Annotated in this window: 19 protein-coding genes; 6 read left to right on the forward strand and 13 right to left on the reverse strand. The window is 68.4% G+C overall.

Translation table 11 applies throughout. The features are described from left to right. Positions 1-67: 67 nt before the first annotated feature. From ASG91_RS13920 to ASG91_RS13935, 4 genes are all read right to left on the reverse strand, one after another. Complete coding sequence (locus tag ASG91_RS13920; protein WP_056923186.1) at positions 68-1117, reverse strand: hypothetical protein; 1050 nt, start codon at positions 1115-1117, stop codon at positions 68-70. Next, positions 1114-2244 (reverse strand): ABC transporter permease, encoded by a 1131-nt coding sequence (locus ASG91_RS13925; protein ID WP_056923187.1) that lies wholly within the window; start codon positions 2242-2244, stop codon positions 1114-1116. Before ASG91_RS13925 ends, ASG91_RS13920 begins: the two co-directional genes overlap by 4 nt. Continuing rightward, positions 2241-3812, reverse strand: coding sequence for a sugar ABC transporter ATP-binding protein (locus ASG91_RS13930; RefSeq protein WP_056923188.1), 1572 nt, complete (start codon positions 3810-3812; stop codon positions 2241-2243). The genes ASG91_RS13925 and ASG91_RS13930 overlap by 4 nt, the downstream gene beginning before the upstream one ends. 108 nt (positions 3813-3920) lie before the next feature. Next, positions 3921-4913, reverse strand: coding sequence for an ABC transporter substrate-binding protein (locus ASG91_RS13935; RefSeq protein ID WP_056923189.1), 993 nt, complete (start codon positions 4911-4913; stop codon positions 3921-3923). Between the two features lie 308 nt (positions 4914-5221). Here ASG91_RS13935 and ASG91_RS13940 point away from each other — a divergent pair, with 308 nt between their 5' ends. After that, a complete protein-coding gene (locus ASG91_RS13940) occupies positions 5222-6280 on the forward strand; it encodes an aldose epimerase family protein (RefSeq protein WP_056923190.1) in 1059 nt (352 codons plus the stop codon). A 77-nt stretch (positions 6281-6357) separates the two neighbouring features. Here ASG91_RS13940 and ASG91_RS13945 read toward each other — a convergent pair whose 3' ends face one another. Beyond that, the gene (locus ASG91_RS13945) at positions 6358-6705 is read right to left on the reverse strand and encodes a J domain-containing protein (RefSeq protein WP_056923191.1); all 348 of its coding nucleotides are present in this window, start codon (positions 6703-6705) and stop codon (positions 6358-6360) included. 580 nt (positions 6706-7285) lie between these two features. Next, a complete protein-coding gene (locus tag ASG91_RS13950) occupies positions 7286-7708 on the reverse strand; it encodes an Hsp20/alpha crystallin family protein (protein WP_056923286.1) in 423 nt (140 codons plus the stop codon). A 149-nt stretch (positions 7709-7857) separates the two neighbouring features. On the opposite strand from ASG91_RS13950, the gene ASG91_RS13955 reads away from it, so the two are divergent. Next, on the forward strand, positions 7858-8229 hold the full coding sequence (locus ASG91_RS13955; RefSeq protein ID WP_235545619.1) for a MerR family transcriptional regulator: 372 nt from the start codon (positions 7858-7860) through the stop codon (positions 8227-8229). 233 nt (positions 8230-8462) lie between these two features. Here the strand turns inward: ASG91_RS13955 and ASG91_RS13960 are convergent, their stop codons facing one another. After that, on the reverse strand, positions 8463-9023 hold the full coding sequence (locus ASG91_RS13960) for a HutD family protein (RefSeq protein ID WP_056923192.1): 561 nt from the start codon (positions 9021-9023) through the stop codon (positions 8463-8465). Between the two features lie 74 nt (positions 9024-9097). On the opposite strand from ASG91_RS13960, the gene ASG91_RS21465 reads away from it, so the two are divergent. Next, positions 9098-9316, forward strand: coding sequence for a hypothetical protein (locus tag ASG91_RS21465; protein ID WP_200961309.1), 219 nt, complete (start codon positions 9098-9100; stop codon positions 9314-9316). Between the two features lie 82 nt (positions 9317-9398). On the opposite strand, the gene ASG91_RS13965 is transcribed toward ASG91_RS21465, so the two are convergent. The 6 genes from ASG91_RS13965 to ASG91_RS13990 are packed head-to-tail and all read right to left on the reverse strand — an operon-like array spanning position 9399 to position 15480. Beyond that, complete coding sequence (locus ASG91_RS13965; protein WP_235545620.1) at positions 9399-10376, reverse strand: cyclase family protein; 978 nt, start codon at positions 10374-10376, stop codon at positions 9399-9401. After that, a complete protein-coding gene (locus ASG91_RS13970; protein ID WP_200961310.1) occupies positions 10373-11560 on the reverse strand; it encodes a S9 family peptidase in 1188 nt (395 codons plus the stop codon). Before ASG91_RS13970 ends, ASG91_RS13965 begins: the two co-directional genes overlap by 4 nt. 39 nt (positions 11561-11599) lie before the next feature. After that, positions 11600-12355 carry an SDR family oxidoreductase gene (locus tag ASG91_RS13975; protein WP_056923193.1) on the reverse strand — a complete coding sequence of 252 codons (756 nt, stop codon included), beginning with the start codon at positions 12353-12355 and terminating at the stop codon, positions 11600-11602. Then, positions 12352-13335, reverse strand: a complete 984-nt coding sequence (locus tag ASG91_RS13980) for a fumarylacetoacetate hydrolase family protein (protein WP_056923194.1) — start codon at positions 13333-13335, stop codon at positions 12352-12354. The genes ASG91_RS13975 and ASG91_RS13980 overlap by 4 nt, the downstream gene beginning before the upstream one ends. Before the next feature lie 7 nt (positions 13336-13342). Further along, positions 13343-14320: a VOC family protein gene (locus tag ASG91_RS13985; RefSeq protein ID WP_056923195.1), complete on the reverse strand. Its 978-nt coding sequence runs from the start codon at positions 14318-14320 to the stop codon at positions 13343-13345. Positions 14321-14349: 29 nt separating this feature from the next. Continuing rightward, the gene (locus ASG91_RS13990; RefSeq protein ID WP_056923196.1) at positions 14350-15480 is read right to left on the reverse strand and encodes an FAD-dependent monooxygenase; all 1131 of its coding nucleotides are present in this window, start codon (positions 15478-15480) and stop codon (positions 14350-14352) included. 131 nt (positions 15481-15611) lie between these two features. Between ASG91_RS13990 and ASG91_RS13995 the strand changes: the two genes are divergently transcribed. The 3 genes from ASG91_RS13995 to ASG91_RS14005 all read left to right on the forward strand — a co-directional run. Beyond that, the gene (locus tag ASG91_RS13995) at positions 15612-16550 is read left to right on the forward strand and encodes a LysR family transcriptional regulator (RefSeq protein ID WP_235545621.1); all 939 of its coding nucleotides are present in this window, start codon (positions 15612-15614) and stop codon (positions 16548-16550) included. Positions 16551-16680: 130 nt separating this feature from the next. Continuing rightward, entirely contained in the window at positions 16681-17910 is a 1230-nt protein-coding gene (locus ASG91_RS14000; RefSeq protein ID WP_056923197.1) for an MFS transporter, read from the forward strand. 153 nt (positions 17911-18063) lie between these two features. Further along, on the forward strand, positions 18064-19042 hold a 979-nt coding region (locus tag ASG91_RS14005; RefSeq protein ID WP_056923198.1), incomplete at its 3' end, for an aromatic ring-hydroxylating dioxygenase subunit alpha.

Here is a 19042-nt window from a genome sequence, read left to right on the forward strand (position 1 = left end):
GACAGGGTTCACGCCCCGGTTCGCCCCACGGTGGGCGTCAGCGCCGCGCGCCGCGACAGTGCGCAACCTATCGAGCCCATCGCCGGGAGGCGATGACCCGCTGGAGGACGATGAAGAAGAGCACCAGTCCGCCGATGAGGATGCGGGTCCATCCAGTATTGAGATTGCCGTCGAACTCCTTGTAGGCGTAGATGGTCCCGAGCGTGAGGACGCCGAGCACAGAACCGAAGACATAGCCTGCGCCACCCGAGAGAAGCGTGCCACCGATCACGACGGCGGCGATGGCATTCAGCTCGTATCCGATGCCGGCCACCGGATCTCCGGAGGCGGTGTAGAAGGAGAAGAGCAGTCCCGACAGGCCTGCGCAGAAACCACTGATGGCGTAGACCATGACCTTGGTGCGGTCCACGGCGAGGCCCATCAGGGACGCTGAGGGCTCACTGCCGCCCACGGCATACACGGTCCTGCCGAAGTGGGTGTAATGAAGCACGGCGAAGGCCACGAGGACCAGACCCAGGGCGATCAGCACCGAAGGCGTCGTGTAGACGTCGACGGTTCGGGTGCGACCTCGGACGTTGGTGACTTGTGCTTCGAAGAGGTTCAGGTGGGCCAGGTTGACCTTGCGGAACAGGGCGTCCTTGATCGTGATCGACCGGTCGGTGATCACCAGGCACAGACCTCGCGCAAGGAACATCGCCGCGAGGGTGGCGATGAAGGGCTGGATCTCGAACTTGCTGATGACCGTGCCGACGAGGGTGCCGAGCACGGTCCCGGTCAGGAGCACGGCGACGATGACGGCGGGGGCCGACCAGCCCTGCTGGAGGAGAGTCGCAGCAATGACGGAGCCGAGGGCCATCACCGCCCCGACCGAGAGGTCGATCCCTCCGCTGAGGATGACGAAGGTCATGCCGACCGCGAGGGGGATCAGGAACGCGTTCTTGCCCAGCAGGTCCACCAGCGCCTGTGGTGAGGTGAAGTTCTGGTACAGCGTGGCGCCGACGGTCAGCATGATGGCGAGGAGCACGACGGTCGTCGCGACCTGGGAGTAGCCACCTAGCCTGCCCAGAACCCGGCTGAGTGGCCTGCGGCCGGGATGCGTATCGGCTGTGGTGCTCATGAGGTCCTCGTTTCGAGATCCTGGGTGTGGTCCCCGTCCAGAGCCGGCACCGAGATGGCCGGCACGGACAGGGGTGCCGTGTCAGGTGCTGTGGGGGACACGGTCGGCGGAGGTGTGCGACGGCCAGTGGGCCGACGAACCACACCACCGAACCACCTGCGTGCCTTGGGTGACTGCAGGAGGCACACGACGACGACGACGCCGGCCTTGAACACGTCGGTACTGCGAGGTGAGATGGCGATGACCACGAAGCTGTTCATCGTCTCGATGATGAAGGCGCCGATGAGCGTGCCCCAGAGGGAGAACCGGCCACCGGTGAGAGAAGTGCCGCCGATCACGACTGCGAGGATGGCGTCGAGCTCGATGAAGAGGCCGATCGAGTTCGGATCGGCCGAGGTCGAGTTGGATGTCAGCATCAGACCAGCCAGCCCGGCGCAGAATCCGGAGAAGACGTAGACCACCAAGATGATCCTGGTCGCGCGGATGCCCGCCAGCCGGCTGGCCTCCGGGTTGACGCCAACGCTTTCGATGAGGGTGCCGAGGGCGGTCTGCCGGGTCAGTGCCGCAGTGAGGGCAAAGATCGCTCCCGCGACCAGGATCGAGAAGGGGACGCCGATCAGGTAGCCGCCTCCGATGAGCTTGTAGCCCGGTGTGTTGTCGGGGTACAGGATCTTCTCGTTGGTGATGACCTGTGCCAGACCTCGCCCGGCCGTCATGAGCACCAGGGTTGCGACGATGGGTTGGATTCCCAGGACGGACACCAGGAGACCGTTGAACAGTCCCGCGACGACGGCCATGACGAGCGCGACCACGACGGCTACGAGGACCACGCCGACGGAGGTCCGGTCCGAGGACGACACGATGTGCATCGACGCCCACGAACCGCTGATCGCGGCCACCGCGCCGACCGACAGGTCGATGCCACGGGTCGCTATGACGAGGGACATGCCCAGGGCGACCAGGACGATGGGCGCGGCGCGGCGCAGGATGTCCACCAACGGCCCGAACAGGTTGCCGTCCTGGAGCGTGATGGACAGGAAGCTGTGGTTGGCCATGAGGTTGGCGACCAGCAGTGCCACGAGCACCGCGACGGGCCACACCAACCGCTGCGAAGTGAGCTTGCTCATGGGGACTTCTCCGCTTCAGCAGCGATGATCTCGAGGATGTCCTCGACGGCCAGGTTGTCATTGGTCAGCTGCGCGACCTTTCGCCTGTCCCTGAGCACCCCCACCTGATGCGACAGCCTCACCACCTCCTCCAGCTCAGCGGAAATGAAGATGACGGCAAGCCCCTCTTCGGCCAAGGTCGCCACCAGCTTCTGGATCTGAGCCTTGGCCCCGATGTCGATACCTCGGGTCGGCTCATCGAGGATGAGCAGCTTGGGCTCCAGGAGAAGCCACCGACCCAACAGCACCTTCTGCTGGTTGCCGCCCGAGAGGTTCCGGACGAGCTGGTTCGGGTTGGGCGGCCGGATGTCGAGGGCCTTGATGTAGCGGTCGGCGATCTCGTCCTGCTGGTTCCGCGGGATCTGGCGCACCCAGCCGCGGGCGGCCTGCAGCGCCAGGACGATGTTCGCCCGGACACTCAGGTCGCCGATCAGTCCCTCCGTCTTCCGGTTCTCCGAGGCGAAGGCGATTCCCCGGTCCAGCGCCTCACGTGGACTCCTGAGCTTGACGACGTTCCCGTCGAAACGCACTTCGCCCTGGTCGTGTCGATCCGCCCCTGCGAGCAGGCGGACCAGCTCCGTTCGCCCGGAGCCCAGGAGACCGGCCAGACCGAGGACCTCGCCACGGTGGATCTCCAGGTCGAAAGGCTCGATCGTGCCCTTGCGGCCCACCTGCGTGGCGGTGACGAGGGCTCCGCCGTCGACGCGCTCGGTGGCCTCCCGCTTGGTGCCCTCTTCCAGGGCCTCCAGCGCGGCCAGGTCCTTGCCGATCATCGCCGAGATGAGGTCGAGGCGCGGAAGCTCCGCTGCCGGGTGCTCCCCGACGAGCCTGCCGTTGCGAAGCACGGTGATGCGGTCCGAGATCTCGTAGACCTGGTCGAGGAAGTGGGAGACGAACAGCACTGCGACGCCTTGTCCACGCACGCGACGGATGACGCCGAACAGCTCCTCGACCTCGCGCTGGTCCAAGGACGACGTGGGCTCGTCCAGCACCAGGACGCGGGCCCTGACGTCGACTGCACGGGCGATCGCGACCAGTTGCTGAACGGCGATGGAGTGGGTCGACAGCAGGGATGACGGATCGATGTCGAGGTTCAGCGTCCTCAGCACCCGCTTGGCGTCCGTGCGCATCTTGCGGAAGTCGATGAGACCAAGGCGTCGGGGCTCACGTCCGAGGAAGATGTTCTCGGCGACACTCAGGTTGGTCACCAGGTTGACCTCTTGGTAGACCGTCGCGATACCCGCCCTCTGGGCGTGTGCCGGCGAGGTGAACTCCACCGCGTGCCCGTCCAGGCTGATGGATCCGCCGTCAATGCTGTAGACCCCGGTGAGTGCCTTGATCAGGGTCGACTTCCCGGCCCCGTTCTCGCCCATGAGGGAGTGGACCTCGCCGGGGAAGAGCCGGAAGGAGACCTCGTCCAACGCCTTGATCCCCGGAAAGCTGATGCTGATGCCGCTCATCTCGACGATCGGATCCACGTCTGGCTGCGCGGCAGGCGGTGGCGCTGTGCTGAGAGCTTCCGGCCCCATTGTCGGTTCTCCTTCGGTGGCTTCCTCCCGGGCCAGTCTGTGCGCGGAGAGGGCTGCGCTGTCCAGGGTGTGCCCGGCGACCACCTGGCCGCCGGGCACCCACACTGATCAGTACTTGCGGTCGGGCAGTGCCGCTTTCGCCTGAGCCTGGTTGAACTCGCCCTCTTCGGTGATGATCCGGGCCGGGATGTCCTTGCCGGCCAGGACGGAGCTGGCCGCGTCGAAGAGCTGGTCACCGAGGAGGGGGGAGCATTCCACGATGTAGTTGATCTTGCCCGCCGCGAGGGCTTCCATGCCCGCCTTGACGGCGTCGATCGTCACGATCTTGATGTCCTTGCCGGGGACCTTCCCAGCAGCCTCGATCGCCTCGATCGCGCCGAGGCCCATGTCGTCGTTGTGCGCGTACACCAAGTTGATGTTCGGGTACTTGGCCAAGAAGCCCTCCATGACCTTCTTGCCCCCGTCACGGGTGAACTCGCCCGTCTGGGATGCCAGCGTCTTGAACTTGGTCTCCTTGCCGAGCACGTTGTCCCAGCCCGTCTTCCGATCGTTGGCGGGCGCGGAGCCGGTGGTGCCCTCGAGGACGACCATGTTGACTGCGGCGTCGTCGGCGAACTCGGTCTTGGCCCAGGTAGCGGCCTTCTCGCCCTCCTTGATGAAGTCCGAGCCGATGAAGGTCTTGTACAGGCTCGGGTCGGCGTCCACAGCGCGGTCCGTCAGGATCACCGGGATGCCGGCGGCCTTGGCCTCCTGCAACACGGCGTCATACCCCGTCTCCACGACTGGCGAGAAGGCAATCACGTCGACGCCCTGGGTGATGAACGTCTTGATGGACGCGATCTGCTTGGTCTGGTCGCCCTCGGCGGACGTGAACTTGAGGTCGACGCCGTACTTCGCGGCAGCCGCCTTGATGCTGTCCGTGTTGGCGCTGCGCCAGCCACTCTCGGATCCAACCTGGGCAAAGCCGATGACGGCGCCCTTGATGCCGGTCGACGACGAAGCGCTGTCCCCCGACGGCGCATCACTGTCGGACCCGCAGGCCGTCAGCCCAGCAACGGTGAAAGCAGCCGCAAGGAGCGCCGCGCTCTTCCTGAACTTCATTGTTCCTCCAAGGAGTGGTGGGATGTCGGGCGCGTTATCGCTCCTGATCACCATGCGTCGCCCTGGTGAGACGTCCTGACGGCTCGGCCAGAGCGTGGGCCTCGGCGCCGATGGCGCTTGCGTCCGAAGGTGGGAGCTGGAGCCGCGTCGTCGAGTTGCTCGTGGACGAGTGTTAGCGTTCACACGCGAATCGTCAAGAGGAAGCGGACGGAAATTTCGCTTGATTGCAGACCAGAAGGGCAGAGCTGCATGAGGCTTTACACTCGGATGTGTGATCGCTAACATCCCTGCGACACCGAAGGAGACAGGTGAACGTCAGCAACCCGTCCGCGCCGCTCGCCAGGCTGGCTGACCCCATCCCCCTCACCGGTACGGGTCGGCTCGGGCTGACCGCGCAGATCCTGCCGCGAGGCGCCTCACTACGCGGCCTGTGGGTCACCGACATCAGTGGGCGCCGGCTGAATGTGGTTCTGGGACATCAGGACCCGGCCTCGTACGGACGATTCCCCGGCTACCTCGGAGCCACCGTCGGTCGGTACGCCAACAGGATCCGGGGTGGTCGGTTCATGCTGGACGGGCGCCGCTACTCCGTCGAGCGCAACGAGGGCCCGAACGCCCTGCACGGCGGTCGCGTCGGATGGGACCAGAGGGACTGGGAAGTCGTCGATCGCTCGCCGTCCGAGGTGCATCTCAGACTGACGAGCCCAGACGGCGATCAGGGCTTTCCCGGTGCCGTCCGAGCCGAGGCCACCTACCGCGTTGGCAACGACGCCCTGACGATCACCTACACCGCGACCACGGACGCACCGACCGTGATCAGCATCGCCAACCATGCCTACTTCAATCTTGACGGTGAGGCGGCCGGCCCTGTCGATGACCATGTCCTCGGTGTGAGTGCCGACAGCTACACCCCCGTTGCAGACGACCTGATCCCGACAGGGCTGCTGGCGGAGGTGAGCGGCACAGAGTTGGACTGGCGCCGACCCTGCCGTCTCGGCGACCGCATCACCTCGCCTCGAGCCGAGCTAGCCGCTCATCAGGGGCTGGACCACAACTTCGCGCTCAACGGCAGCGCGCCTGCTGCCACCCTGTGGTCGCCCCGCTCGGGTGTGCGCCTGGAGCTGACGAGCAACCAGCCGGGACTGCAGGTGTACACCGGTCAATACCTGGACGACACGGTTGTCGGCACGTCCGGCCGGACATACGCGGCTCGAGCCGGGATCGCCTTGGAAGCACAGCAGTTTCCAGACTCGCCAAACCAGTTCGCCTTCCCGTCATCGGTCGTGTCGCCAGGGCAGGTGTTCTCAGCCACCACGCGCTACGCATTCAGCCACCACGGGCGACCGGACCACACCGCCGGCCGATGACGGGCCACCTCCGTTCCTGTACGCCGGACGATGCAGCCGGGACTGCGACGTCACGCACGGGCCAATTCCGTTGCTGGTCACCGGCCGGAACCGTGCCAGCGCACGGGACCGGCCTGGATTGGTGGCTGGTCGGGTGCGTTGCGTGGGAAGGGCGTCCCAGGGCGAATCCGGGTTCGGGTGCTGGTCTTGGGCGGGCCGGTGTGGTCGTGGCCGGCTTGGCGGGCTGGATCGCTGAGGATCGCGTATGCGGCGATGACCTGCTGGAGTGTCGTGTCTGAGGCGGCCTTGTCGGTTGGGTCGCCAACGGCGCGGGTGTCGGGGTGGTTCTGGCGCAGCAGCGTGCGGTAGGCGCGCCGGATCTGGCCTTGGGTCGCGTTCGGGCTCAGGCCCAAGGCGGCGTAGGGGTCGGTGCGGTCAACGGTCATGGGCTACGCCGAAAGGTTCAGCTTCTGGGTGAGGTTTGTCCCGTCGCTGGGCGGCGGGTGACGCCACCTTCATCGTGGGGTTGTGGTGTCGCTGATGGGCCTCGCCTGGGCCGCGAACGGATACGGCGTCAAGGCGTGGGCGTCGCGCAGCCTGCGTCAGGCGCGATGGCACGAACGCGGCCCAGGCGAGAGTCTGTTCGTATCGTCGTGGTGCTGGGTGTTGGGAGATCACCTACCTTCGTCCATCCACTTGTTCGGTTTCTGATCGCGATTGCCGGGTGAGCCGCGGGGGCGAGCGTTGCCGACTCCACCCGTCGGCACCGGGGTGTTCTGGTCGCGGGGACGCCACGTCACCGCGACGCAGCCGATGCCTCCGCGGCCCGTGGCCGGTGCCAGACGCCGCGGCAGGTAGGTCAACCGGAGGGGGTCTGCCTGACCATTCTCGGGCGACGATCGCGTCGAACTCGGCCCGCAGCAGATCCTCGTCCGCACACATCAGCTCGAGGAACTCCTCGTCCACACCGCGCACGGCACCGGCTCGGTCAGCAGCCACAGCGAGCATGAGCCTCACCACCAGAGGTCAGGCGGTAATGGCCTGCTGGCCTTCGTTCCGGCTGCTGATCTCGATCTTGCGCGGCTTGGCCTGCTCGGCGACCGGGATCTTCAGCGTGAGCACTCCCGCGTCGTAGTCGGCCTCGATGCGCTCGGTGTCCAGGTTGTCTCCGAGCACGAGCTGGCGGCTGAACACCCCGCGAGGGCGCTCCGCGGCGAGCAGCTCCGCGTCGCTGGCGCGGTCCGGACGTTCGGCCTTGACGGTGACCACGTTGCGTTCCACGTCGATGTCGATCGAGTCCTGGCTGACACCGGGCAGGTCGAACTCGACGTGAAACACGTCTCCGTCGCGCCATGCATCCATCGGCATCGCTGAGGGGCGCGCCAGCGTGCCAAAAGCCTGTTGGGTGAGCCGGTCGAGCTCGCGGAATGGGTCGGTGCGCATCAGCATCGTCTTCACCTCCATCGTGTTTGCCTGATGCTCCAAGCGTCGCCACAGCCGTCGCAGATCTATGGCGTTCGCTATAGGTTTTATGTAGCACCAAGGGCATACTGATGCAAGGGCCGCTACAAAGAATTTCCAGGAAGGACGGGCCACCCGTGACATTGCCCGCAACGGACGGTGAACGCGGCGTCTACGCGATCTCGGTAGCTGCCGATCTGGTCGGCATGGGCGTGCAGAACCTGCGCCTCTACGAGGCGCGAGGTCTGCTCGATCCGGAGCGGACCAGTGGAGGCACCCGCCGGTACAGCCCGAACGACCTGGACCGACTTCGCCGGATCGGGGACCTGCTCCACGCCGGCCTCAACCTGGCAGGAATCGGCATGGTCCTCGACCTGGAGCGGCAGAACGCTCGCCTGCGTGAAGAACAGGAGGTGCCACCGTGGCCCACAGTCGTGACAACCACCCGAACACCGCGGTCCCGGAAGCCGACCGACTCGACCAAGAACAGCCGGCCGACCCCACCGTAGCCAGTGGTCAGACGTGGCCAGCCAAGCCGAACCAGGATGTCGACGAAGCCGACCTCTTCGAACAGGCTCAGCCGGTGCTCACCGACCCCGATGAGGACTACGCGCCGGACTCACGCTGAGATTGACTGAATCGTCCGCCGCCTTGCACCTGGAGGGCCGACGAGCGGCCCTAGCCAGCCAGGTGGACTGAAATCGCCTGCTGCGCAAGGGCTTCGGCGAACCACAACGCACCTTTATGTCACGTTGCTGAACCTGATCACCACGATCCGTCCGCCCGACACGGTCTCTCGCTCCCCTGCCTGCAGCCAGAGCGTGTCCTGCGGCGCCATCGCCAGGCCGTGACCGCCGAGGGTCGTGTGCTGGGTCAGCGCGACCAGGCACGACCAACCCGCGGTCGGCGACTCAACCACCAGATCGGCCTCGGCGTCCTCGATGGTCACCTGCGCGGTGACCTGCCCGGGACGCGTCATGACGTTGACCGCGGTCACCGGGCCGCGCGCCACCTCGCATGACACGCTCGCTCCCCCGTCGAACGCGGCGATCGAGCCGGGACCCAGGGTGCGGCGGTGGTCGTCGATGACGAGAGTCAGGGGCTCGTCCCCCGCCACGATCAGCTGCCGGTGCAGGCCCGGATAGGCGGAGAACGGTCCAGACCGATCCACCTGCGCCACGCTGAGGCGCCAGCTGAAGTCATCAGGGCTTGCGGCCGACGGCCCCTGGGCCATCACGCGCGTCCGTCCGCCACCGTTGCGCCACGGGCTGACCGGACGCTGCGCCACGTGGATCAGCTGCATGGGACGACCATGACAGATCACGCCTGGTGCGGGGTATCGGCGTCCGCGAGGATGCCACACGCCCGGACCAGCTCGTGGCCACCGAGGGCGACCGGCTTTGGTACCGATACGACTTCGGTGACGACTGGGACCCTGTCCTTACGGTCGAGAAGGTGCTGGACTCGCCGAGGGCCGCCGCATCCACGACCTCAGGCACAGCGCCGCGTGCCTCTGGCTCGCCCGAGGCGTCCACCCGGGCACCGTCCAGGCATGGATGGGGCACCCTCGATCGCCACGACCAACCTCTACCTTGAGGAGAGCGCCTACCTTTCGGCCCTGCCGTCGGAGCGCCGCTGAGTCCGTCGGGCCAGCTGGTCGGCGCTCCGATCTTCGCGGTCACCGCACCGCCACCGGGTTGACCGGTGCGCCCACGGCTCCCGTGATCTTGAGGGGTGCGGCGGTCAGGAAGAAGTCGTAGGTGCGGTCGGCGGCGCAGGCCCCGGCCAGCGCGTCGGGGTCCCACATCTCGCCGATGAAGAGCCCGAGGTGGGGGATCGCGACCTGGTGAAGCGGCTGGAAGGCGTCGTTGAACTCGTTGGGCCGCACCTCGAATCCCCATGTATCGGTGGCAATCGCGGCGATCTCGGTGCGGTGCAGCCAGTCCACCGTGGCGAAGGACAAGCCCGGCGCCGCGCCTCCGGCATACTCGCCCCACCCCTCTCGTCGCGCGCGACTGAGCCTTCCGGTGCGGACCACGACGATGTCGCCGCGACCGACCGTGGACGTCGGACCCTGCGCAGCGATCGTGTGCTCGAGGTGCTCCTCGGTGATCGCGAACCCGTCGGGCAGCTCGCCCTCCTGACCGAGGGCACGGCCGACGTCGAGCAGCACGCCGCGGCCACAGACGACGTCCGCCACCGTCTCGATGCCGGTGACGCCGTCGCCGAGGCTGGTCACGACCAGCTCGGCCGGGCGACCGTTCCACGCCCGGCCGTGGTCGAAGATGTGACCGAGCCCGTCCCACTGGGTCGAGCACTGGAGCGGCATCGCAATCACATCGTCAGCGCCACCGATCCCGTGCGGGAAGCCCTGGGTGCCGGCGACCGCGTCGGTCCCGGTATCGAGCATCGTGTGCACGGGGTTCGTACGACGCCGCCAACCCTTCTGCGGGCCGTCCATGTCGAAGGACTGCGACAGCGAGTACGACCGTCCCCTCCTCACCAGCATCGCGGCCTCGCGCCGCTTGGCGTCATCGAGGAAGTTCATGGTGCCGAGGACGTCGTCCACACCCCACCGGCCCCAGTTCGACACCCTGGCGGCGGCCTTGGCCACCGCGCCCTCCGGATCGGTCCGGTCCAGGTCCTCCTGCCTCACGGCGTTGAGGCTTCGTCGAGCTCGCCGAAGGTGTCGGCCACCCAGTCGGCAATGTGGTCGATCACGTGCGGGAAGTGGTCCAGCCCAATGTGCTCGGTGGCGCCCTCCTCCGGCGTGAAGACACGCAGCTCCCGCTTCGGGCTGTTGACGGCCTGCTCGAAGGAGCGGTGCGCGTACTCGAGCGGGATCTGCCGGTCGTTCTCCCCGTGGGCGATGAGGAACGGGACGGTGATCTGCTCCACAACCCCGTCGAGGTGCACGTCCTCGGCCGTGGCGATGAAGCGGTCGACATCGTCCTCCCCCCAGACCCACAGCACGTGGTCCCAGTAGTGCGGAACCGGGTTCTCGCCCTCGCGGTTGAGCCGGCGCTTCTGCACGGCGCCCCAGTTGTGGTTGGCACCCCAAGCGACGCAGAGCGCGAGCCGCTTCTCGAACGCGGCTGCACGCGGAGCGTAGTAGCCGCCGAGTGACCAGCCCGCCAGGCCGATCCGGTCGCGGCGTACGTCGGCGCGGGTCTCCAGCCAGTCGACGCAGGACGCTGCCCATACCTCGGTGTCGACCCGGGCGGTCAGTCCGCGCAGGCGCAGCGCCTCGCCACTTCCGGGGCAGTCGATCATCAGCGTGGAGATGCCGCGCACCGCCATCTCCCGGTGGAAGCCGGAGCCGACCATCATCTCCTTGGTCGAGTCCAGCCCGTTCCAGAGGATCATCACCGGGGCCGGCGTACCGTCGACGGAGGCGCTGCAGAAGTACGCCGGCAGGGCGGTCTCGACGCCGTCCTCGGTGTACGGCACCTCGACCTTCGTCGTGGCCGAGTCGGTCAGCACCAGGGACCGCACGAGGAGGTCCACGCTGCGTTGGTACTCGACGTTGCGGCTGGCGTCCTTCGCGCTCTGCATCCGCTCCGCCTGCGACACGTACACCGAGGCCCGGAAGTACTTCTGCCCGGCTGTGCGGAGATGCCCGGCCTTCTCGGCCTCGACGGCCTGTTCCTCGAGCTGGTCGGCGACCCGCCGCCACGCAGCCATGAACTCACCGGTTCCGACGTCGGCCCCCTGGGCGGCCAGTTCTCGCAGCGGCCGGCACGCGCGGTCGACCTCGTCGATCGCCCCCCCGCTGTTGAGGGTGGCGACGACTCCCAGGTTCCAGACGTAGTTGCCGGGGAAGTACTCGAACATGGTCATCCTTCTGTCGTGCTGTCGTTGGGTGGTCGGTCGCCGTGCTCAGCGAACCGCGGTCGACGCGGGAGGGCTGTAGTGGGAGCGCAATGCATCCGAGACGGCTTTTGCCCCGCCGTGCGAGGCGGCGCCCCCGTCGACGGGCAGGTCGACGCCCGTGACGAAGGACGCGGCGTCGCTCAGCAGGAAGCACACGACGGAGGCGACCTCCTCGGCGCGACCGACCCGGCCGAGCGCGGCGACGGCGATCGAGGCCTCGCGGAACGCGTCCGGGGCATCCGCGGTCATCGCGGTGTCCACGAATCCCGGATGCACGGCGTTCACGCGGATGCCCGTCGGGCCGAGCTCGAGGGCTGCGGCGCGCGTCAGTCCGCGCAGCGACCACTTGCTCGTCGTGTATGCCACCGGGTAGTGGCCCTGGAGCGCGGCGAGTGAGCCGATGTTGACGATCGACGCGCCGCTGGTCATCAGCGGTGCGAGTGCCTGGATGCCGAGCAGCGGCCCGAGGACGTTGACTGCGTGGGTGTCGGTGAACGCGTCGGGGGTGACGTCGCCGAGGCGTGCGCGCCACGTCGTACCCGCGCAGTTGACGAGGCCGTGCACTCCGTCGTCGGTGAGGTCGTTGGCCAGCGCGGCCCACTGGGCGGGGTCGCGAACGTCGAGGGCCCGCACGTCGGCGGTGGCCGTGCGGTCGGTCGCCACGACCCGGGCGCCCTCGGCCCGCGCGGCGCCGGCCACCGCCGCGCCGATCCCGGAAGCGGCCCCGGTGACGACGACCGTCCGTCCGGTCAGGGTGCTCATCGCAGGACCTGCCGGGCGGCGGCAGGATCACGGCGTCGAACGTCGGAGCCTGGTGGCGCGGGATCGGCGACGGCGACCCGGTTGCTCATCGCGCCGATGCCCTCGACCGTGAGGGTCACCAGGTCTCCCGGCTGGAGCGGGGGCGGGTCCTGGGAACCGTTGCGGCCCCAGAGCTCGGCGAGGCAGCCGCCGTTGCCGACGGTTCCGGAGCCGAGCACGTCGCCGGACTCGACTCGGCTGTCCCGCGACGCATACGCGATCATCGCGTCGAACGTCCACCCCGCGTTGGCGAGAAGGTCGCGGCCGACCTCCACGCCGTTGACCTCGGCGGTGCACCAGAGGTCGAGGAAGCCGGCGGCGTCCCTGCGCTGGTCGAGCTCGTCTGCGGTCACGATCCAGGGGCCGAGCGTGGTTGCGAAGTCCTTGCCCTTCGTCGGTCCGAGCCGGACCTGCATCTCGCGCGACTGCAGGTCTCGTGCGGACCAGTCGTTCATGATCGTGTAGCCGAAGACGTGGTTGCGTGCCTCGTCGACGCTCAGCGACGTGCCCGGAGCGCCGACGACGACCGCGACCTCCAGTTCGAAGTCACGTGCCCGGCACGCTGCCGGAAAGGGGACGTCCTGGTCGGGGCCGAGGATCGTGTGCGGGTTGGTGAAGTAGAACGTCGGAGCGTCGTACCAGGCGTCCGGGACGCCCGCGCTGCCGTCCACGCTTCGGCGTATGCCGTCGACGTGCTCCTCGAAGGCGACGAAGTCGCGCACCGACGCCGGCTTCAGCGGAGCGAGCAGACGGACCGACGACAGCGGTCGTGCCGGCTCCCGCCCGCGCGCCGCCTCGGCGAGACGGATGGCGGCGTCGATCCCTGCCGCCACCAGGTCGCGCATGGTGAGGCCTTCGGGGAGGGCGAGCAGCGTCTCGTCCCCGACCACGCCGACGCGCGGCGTCAGCAGGTCCGGAGCGGTGAACGTGGCGAGCCTCATCGGTGGCTCACACCGGCGGCGCGACGAAGAGGCCGCGGTCCGGGTCGTTGAACGACTGCTTGGCGACGAACTCGTTCATCGGGTTCGCGGTGCCCCACTGATCGGTCACCTCGGGGTCGGAGAAGTCATACAGGTGCGGGTGCCAGCTGTCCTCGTCGAGCTCCTCGAGCTCGGTCGTGTACTCGATGGTGTTGCCGTGCGGGTCGAGGAAGTAGGTGAAGGTGTTGTTTCCGGCCATGTGGCGGCCAGGGCCCCAGATCTTCTCCACCCCGGCCCGCATCAGGCGTCCGCTGCCGCGCATGTACTCGTCGATACCGCGCATCTCGAAGGAGGCGTGGTGCAGCGACACGTGCGGGCAACGGGCGATCGCGAGGCTGTGGTGCGCGGGGTTGGTCCGCATGAACCACATCACCTCGCCCATGTGCGGCGACCGCAGCGTGTCCGAGAGCGCGAAGCTGAGGTGCTTGTCGTAGAACGCGACAGTGGCCTCGGGGTCGGGCGAGTTGATGACGACGTGGGAGAGCTTGACCGGGATGGACTCGCCCTCCTCGATCCGGCGGTGTTGGCGTACCGCGACGTCGGAAGAGATCTCCACCGTGCGGCCGTCGTTGTCGAAGAAGCGGAAGCCGTAGCCCTCTCCCGGGGTCTGCAGCTTGTCCGGCTCGGCGACCAGCTGCACACCCGCTGTCGCCAGGCGCTGCGCCATCGCGTCCACGTCGTCGGTGGTTGCGGCTCCGAAGGAGATCAGGTCCAGCCGCTTCTCGTCGGCCTTCCGCAGCCGGACCGAGTACTGCTCCGGCGACCCCTCAGCCGCGAGGAAGGCGATGCCCTCGTCGGTGGCCTGGGGCGACAGGCCCCACATCTCGGTGTAGAAGCGCAGCTGCTTGTCGTAGTCGGGCACTGCGAGGTCGACGTGGCGCAGGTGGGTGATCAGGCGCTCGCCGCGGGCGTTGGTCGGCAGTGCGGACAGGTCCGTGGTGGCCATGCGTCGCTCCCTTGCGATGGATGGATGGGTCAGGCGGGTTCGGTGAGGAGATGAGCGATCCGCGCCATCAGGCCCGGGACGTCGCCCTGCTCGTGGTCGAGGAGCCATCGGCCGAGCTGGACCGAGGCGTCTACGACCTCCCTGGCGCGGGGTAGGCGCCGGTCGGTGAACGTGGTCCAGAGCTCGTCGCTGACCGTGTCGTGGGCGAGCAGCAGCTCGGCGAGCACTGCTGCGTCCTCCAGCGCCTGCGCGGCACCCTGTGCGAGGGTCGGCGGGCAGGTGTGGGCGGCGTCGCCGATCACCACGACGCGGCCGCGGTGCCACGGTGCGTCGAGGAGGTGGGTCTCGAACCAGGTGTAGTTCACCCGCGCAGGGTCGGTCATCGACGCGCGGATGTCGTCCCACGGCCCGTGGTACGCCGCCGCCAGGCCACGCATGACGTCCAGAGACTCCTGCGGGGAGAGCCGGCTCCGGTCCTGCGAGGCCTCGACGAGGTAGGCGTACAGCGAGTCCTCACCCGTGGGGCAGTACCCGGCGATGTAGCACGGTCCGCCGTAGTAGAGGTCGGTGCGGGTCACCGAGGCCGGGCGCGGCGCGAACACTCGCCAGATCCCCATACCGGTGCTCTGCGTCTCGAGGTTGATGCCCAGCTGCCGGCGGGTCCATGACCGTATGCCGTCGGCGCCCACCACCAGGTCGTAACGCCCGGACGAGCCGTCGGCGAACGTCACGTCGACGCCGGCGGCGTCCTGGGACAGCGCGGTGTAGGTCGTGCCGAACCGGACCTTGGCACCCGCCTTGATCGTGCGGTCCACCAGGACCGCGGCCAGGTCCGGGCGGTACATGCCGACCGTCGCCGGCAGGTCCTCGCCACCGGTGCGGACGTCGGTGAGCTCGACGAGCAGGGTTCCGTCGCGGTCGGGCGCGCGCAGGCCGAGCGTGTCGAAGGCATAGCCGAGTTCGGAGACCTGGTCCCAGACGCCGAGCCGTCGGAGCACGCGGAGCGCGTTGCCCTGGAGCGTGATCCCGGAACCCAGCGCACTGACGTCGGGCTGGATGTCGATCAGGTCGACCGAGACCCCGGCCTCGGCGAGAAGGATGGCAGTGGCGCAGCCGGCGGCACCGGCGCCGACGACGAGCACGGATCGGACTGCGGGCACGACATGCTCCTGGTTTGTGGCGGACGGACCCTCATACGACGGAGTGGCGGTCCCCACTCTGCGACCGGCCTCGACTATCATGGAAGGGCAGATCGATGATGGTCGTCATCGGTCTCGGTTATGGTGATCACGTGGCACGGGCGACTCTCCGCAACCTCGACCTCAACCTGCTTCCGACGCTGGATGCGCTTCTCCGCGAGCGCAACGTCACCCGCGCGGCGGAGCGGCTCGGGCTCAGTCAACCTGCGGTGTCGGCCGCCCTCGGGCGGCTGCGCCGACACTTCGGCGACGAGCTGTTGCACCGGACCGGCAACCAGTACGAGCTGACCCCGTTGGCCCAGCAGCTCCGAGCCCCGACCGAGCTGGCGCTGGCCGGCGTTCACCGGGTCTTCGACGCTTCACCACAGTTCGAGCCGGCTTTGTCGGACCGGACGTTCCGGCTGATGATGTCGGACTACGCCACCGCGGTCCTCGGCGAACGACTGGTACGTCGGCTTGCCGAGGTCGCGCCCCACGTCCGGCTGGTGCTGCGCCAGACCGAGCCCGAGTTCGTGGACAACGCGGCCGAGAACCTCCGGACCGTCGACGGCGTTGTGCTGCCCCACGGCTTTCTCACCGACGTCCCGGTCACCGACCTGTTTGACGACACGTGGGTCTGCGTCGTCAGCCCGGACAACGACCGGGTCGGTGACGAGCTGACGATGGCCGACGTCGCAGCGCTGCCCTGGGTGGTGATGTGGGACCTGCCCACCGCGTTCGCGCCCGCAGCCCGGCAGCTCCGCATGCTCGGAGTCGAGCCCCGGGTCGAGATCACGGCCGACAGCTTCCTCGCCGTACCGTTCCTCGTGGCCGGCACCCAGCGGATCGCCGTGCTCCAGGCCCGGCTGGCGCACCGCCTCGCCGCCACGGCGGGCGTGCGTGTACTGCCGTGCCCGTGGGATGCCGTACCGGTCAAGGAAGGGTTCTGGTGGCACCCCTCCCATCGCCGCGACCCCGCCCACGAGTGGCTCCGACGCACCCTCCGACAGATCGGCCACGAACTCGCCGAGGAAACCACCCAGGGACTCTGACCTGCGGTTATAGGCCACATCGATACCAACGCCCAACATCGTCAACTTCCGTGAAGGCGCGCACGTGCCCACTCTGGGGGCCGTGACGCCCGTCACGCCACCCGCACCCCCGACGAGCTCTGGAGCGGCCATGTCCGACAGCCCGACCATCGCACCCACCCTCACGCACCCCGCCTACGGTGGGCCCCGTCGGGCCGGCCGTCCGCAGGGGGTGCTGCTCATGTTCATGAGCTGCCTGCCCGTCCTCGGCGCCGTGCTGCTCGCCCCGGTCCTTCCCTCCATGCAGGGGCACTTCGGCGACACCGCCCAGGCCAAGACACTCGTCCCACTCTCGCTCACGGTCCCCGCCCTGATGATCGCTCTGCTGGCGCCGTTCGCGGGCCGAGTCGTCGACCGGTTCGGGCGCAAGCGGCTGCTCCTTCTCGGCCTGGTCGTCTATGCGGCGTTCGGCACCGCTCCCCTGTGGCTCGACGGGCTGCCGGCGATCGTGCTCAGCCGCGCGGGTGTCGGCGTCGCCGAGGCGGCGATCATGACCTGCTGCACCACACTGATCGCTGACTACTTCTCCGGCCCCCAGCGGGACCGGTGGCTCGGGCTCCAGACCGTCTTCGCGTCCCTGTCGGCCACGCTGTTCTTCGCCCTCGGCGGAGGCCTCGGCGCGCACAGCTGGCGTACGCCGTTCTGGCTCTACGCCTCGAGCCTGGCCTTCGCCGTCCTCGCGGCGGCGCTCCTCTGGCAACCCCAGCCATCGGCAGAGAGCGGCGCCGGAACCCCGCATACGGCCCTGCCGCCGCTGTCGGCGCGCGCCTTGCTGGCGCCCTGCCTGGTCTCCCTCTTCGGCGGGATCGTGTTCTACGCGCCGATCGTCGAGCTGCCCTTCGTCCTCGACCACGCAGGGATCGACGCGGTGCCGGTCATCGGCGCCGTCACAGCGCTCGCCTCCGCCGCGACCGCGACCGGCGCCTTCACGTTCGGCCGAGTCTCGAGCAAGGGCACGGCGACGCTGCTGCCGATCGCGTTCGCCCTTGCAGGCGTGGGCCTCGTGACCGTCGGTCTCGGCGGCTCCGTCCCGGCGATCGTCGTCGGTGCGGTCATCGCCTCCGGCGGCACCGGCCTGCTGCTGCCGACCCTCCTGGTGTGGGCGCTCGCCGGCCTGTCTTTCGATCAGCGCGGTCGCGGCACCGGTCTCTGGACGGCCGCACTCTTCCTCGGCGAGTTCATCTGCCCGCTGCTGGTCCTCGCCCTGGCCGCCGCCCTCGGCGGGCTCGGCGCGGCACTCGGCCTCATCGGGGCACTCGCGCTGGTCGCGGGACTCGCGTGCCGCGTTGGACTGACCCGTGCCGCGGCGGTGCTGGCCTGAACGGCATGAGCTGCCGGCTACGGCCACGAGCGTTACCGACACTGCACTGAAGCCTGTTTCGCCCAGATGCGCACCGGCAGGTTGTCGAGCTCAGCCGCGACGCCGACGATGCACTGCGCCGCACGCTTCGCTACACCGAACGAAGGAGCTCTGATGACCGCACTGATGCCGAGCGGGCGCGTGACCGCGAAGATCTTCCCGTACCCGCTGAACGCCTGGTATGCCGTGGCGTGGGACCACGAGGTCACCAGCAAGGGCCTCCTGGCGAGGACCGTCGCGGGACAGCCGATGGCGATCTACCGGACGACCGACGGCCGGCCGGTGGCGCTGGCCGATGCGTGCTGGCACCGGCTGGCGCCACTCTCGCAGGGGAGGCTGGTCGGACGCGACGAGGTGCAGTGCCCGTACCACGGGCTCCGGTTCAACTCCGCGGGTCGCTGCACCCAGATGCCGGCCCAGGAGACGATCAACCCCTCCGCGATGGTGCCGTCGTACCCCGTCGTCGAGCGCTACCGGTTCCTGTGGGTGTGGCCCGGCGACGTGACCCTGGCGGACCCGGGGCTGGTCCCCGACATGCACCAGATGGACCACCCCGCATGGGCCGGCGACGGGCTGACGATCCACGCACCGTGCAACTACCAGCTCGTGCTCGACAACCTGATGGACCTCACGCACGAGGAGTTCGTCCATGGCAGCAGCATCGGGCAGGCGGAGCTGAGCGAGTCCGGCTTCCGCACCCGCCTCGAGGACGACGGCAGGGTGACGGTGGAGCGCTGGATGCTCGATGTCGACCCGCCGCCGTTCTGGCGCAAGAACATCCGTGACAAGTTCCCTGAGTTCGACGGCAGGGTCGACCGGTGGCAGATCATCCACTACGAGGCCCCCTCCACGATCTGCATCGACGTCGGCGTCGCGCGGGCCGGCACCGGCGCTCCCGAGGGCGACCGGAGCCAGGGCGTCAACGGCTACGTCATGAACACGATCACCCCGGAGACCGACCGCAGCTCCCACTACTTCTGGGCCTTCATGCGCAACTACCGGCTGGACAGCCAGCTGATCACGACACAGCTGCGCGAGGGCGTGAAGGGCGTGTTCGCCGAGGACGAGGCGATGCTGTCGGCCCAGCAGGCGG

It is taken from the genome of Phycicoccus sp. Soil802 (assembly GCF_001429605.1).
Taxonomy (GTDB): Bacteria; Actinomycetota; Actinomycetes; order Actinomycetales; family Dermatophilaceae; genus Pedococcus.

Coding starts and splice junctions, on each gene's coding strand:
- ASG91_RS13930 (WP_056923188.1), bottom strand. CDS start 3,812: ATGGGGCCGGAAGCTCTCAGCACAGCGCCACCGCCTGCCGCGCAGCCA.
- ASG91_RS13980 (WP_056923194.1), bottom strand. CDS start 13,335: ATGAGGCTCGCCACGTTCACCGCTCCGGACCTGCTGACGCCGCGCGTC.
- ASG91_RS13935 (WP_056923189.1), bottom strand. CDS start 4,913: ATGAAGTTCAGGAAGAGCGCGGCGCTCCTTGCGGCTGCTTTCACCGTT.
- ASG91_RS13950 (WP_056923286.1), bottom strand. CDS start 7,708: ATGCTGATGCGCACCGACCCATTCCGCGAGCTCGACCGGCTCACCCAA.
- ASG91_RS13970 (WP_200961310.1), bottom strand. CDS start 11,560: ATGACCATGTTCGAGTACTTCCCCGGCAACTACGTCTGGAACCTGGGA.
- ASG91_RS13920 (WP_056923186.1), bottom strand. CDS start 1,117: ATGAGCACCACAGCCGATACGCATCCCGGCCGCAGGCCACTCAGCCGG.
- ASG91_RS13960 (WP_056923192.1), bottom strand. CDS start 9,023: ATGCAGCTGATCCACGTGGCGCAGCGTCCGGTCAGCCCGTGGCGCAAC.
- ASG91_RS13945 (WP_056923191.1), bottom strand. CDS start 6,705: ATGACCGTTGACCGCACCGACCCCTACGCCGCCTTGGGCCTGAGCCCG.
- ASG91_RS13975 (WP_056923193.1), bottom strand. CDS start 12,355: ATGAGCACCCTGACCGGACGGACGGTCGTCGTCACCGGGGCCGCTTCC.
- ASG91_RS13985 (WP_056923195.1), bottom strand. CDS start 14,320: ATGGCCACCACGGACCTGTCCGCACTGCCGACCAACGCCCGCGGCGAG.
- ASG91_RS13925 (WP_056923187.1), bottom strand. CDS start 2,244: ATGAGCAAGCTCACTTCGCAGCGGTTGGTGTGGCCCGTCGCGGTGCTC.
- ASG91_RS14000 (WP_056923197.1), top strand. CDS start 16,681: ATGTCCGACAGCCCGACCATCGCACCCACCCTCACGCACCCCGCCTAC.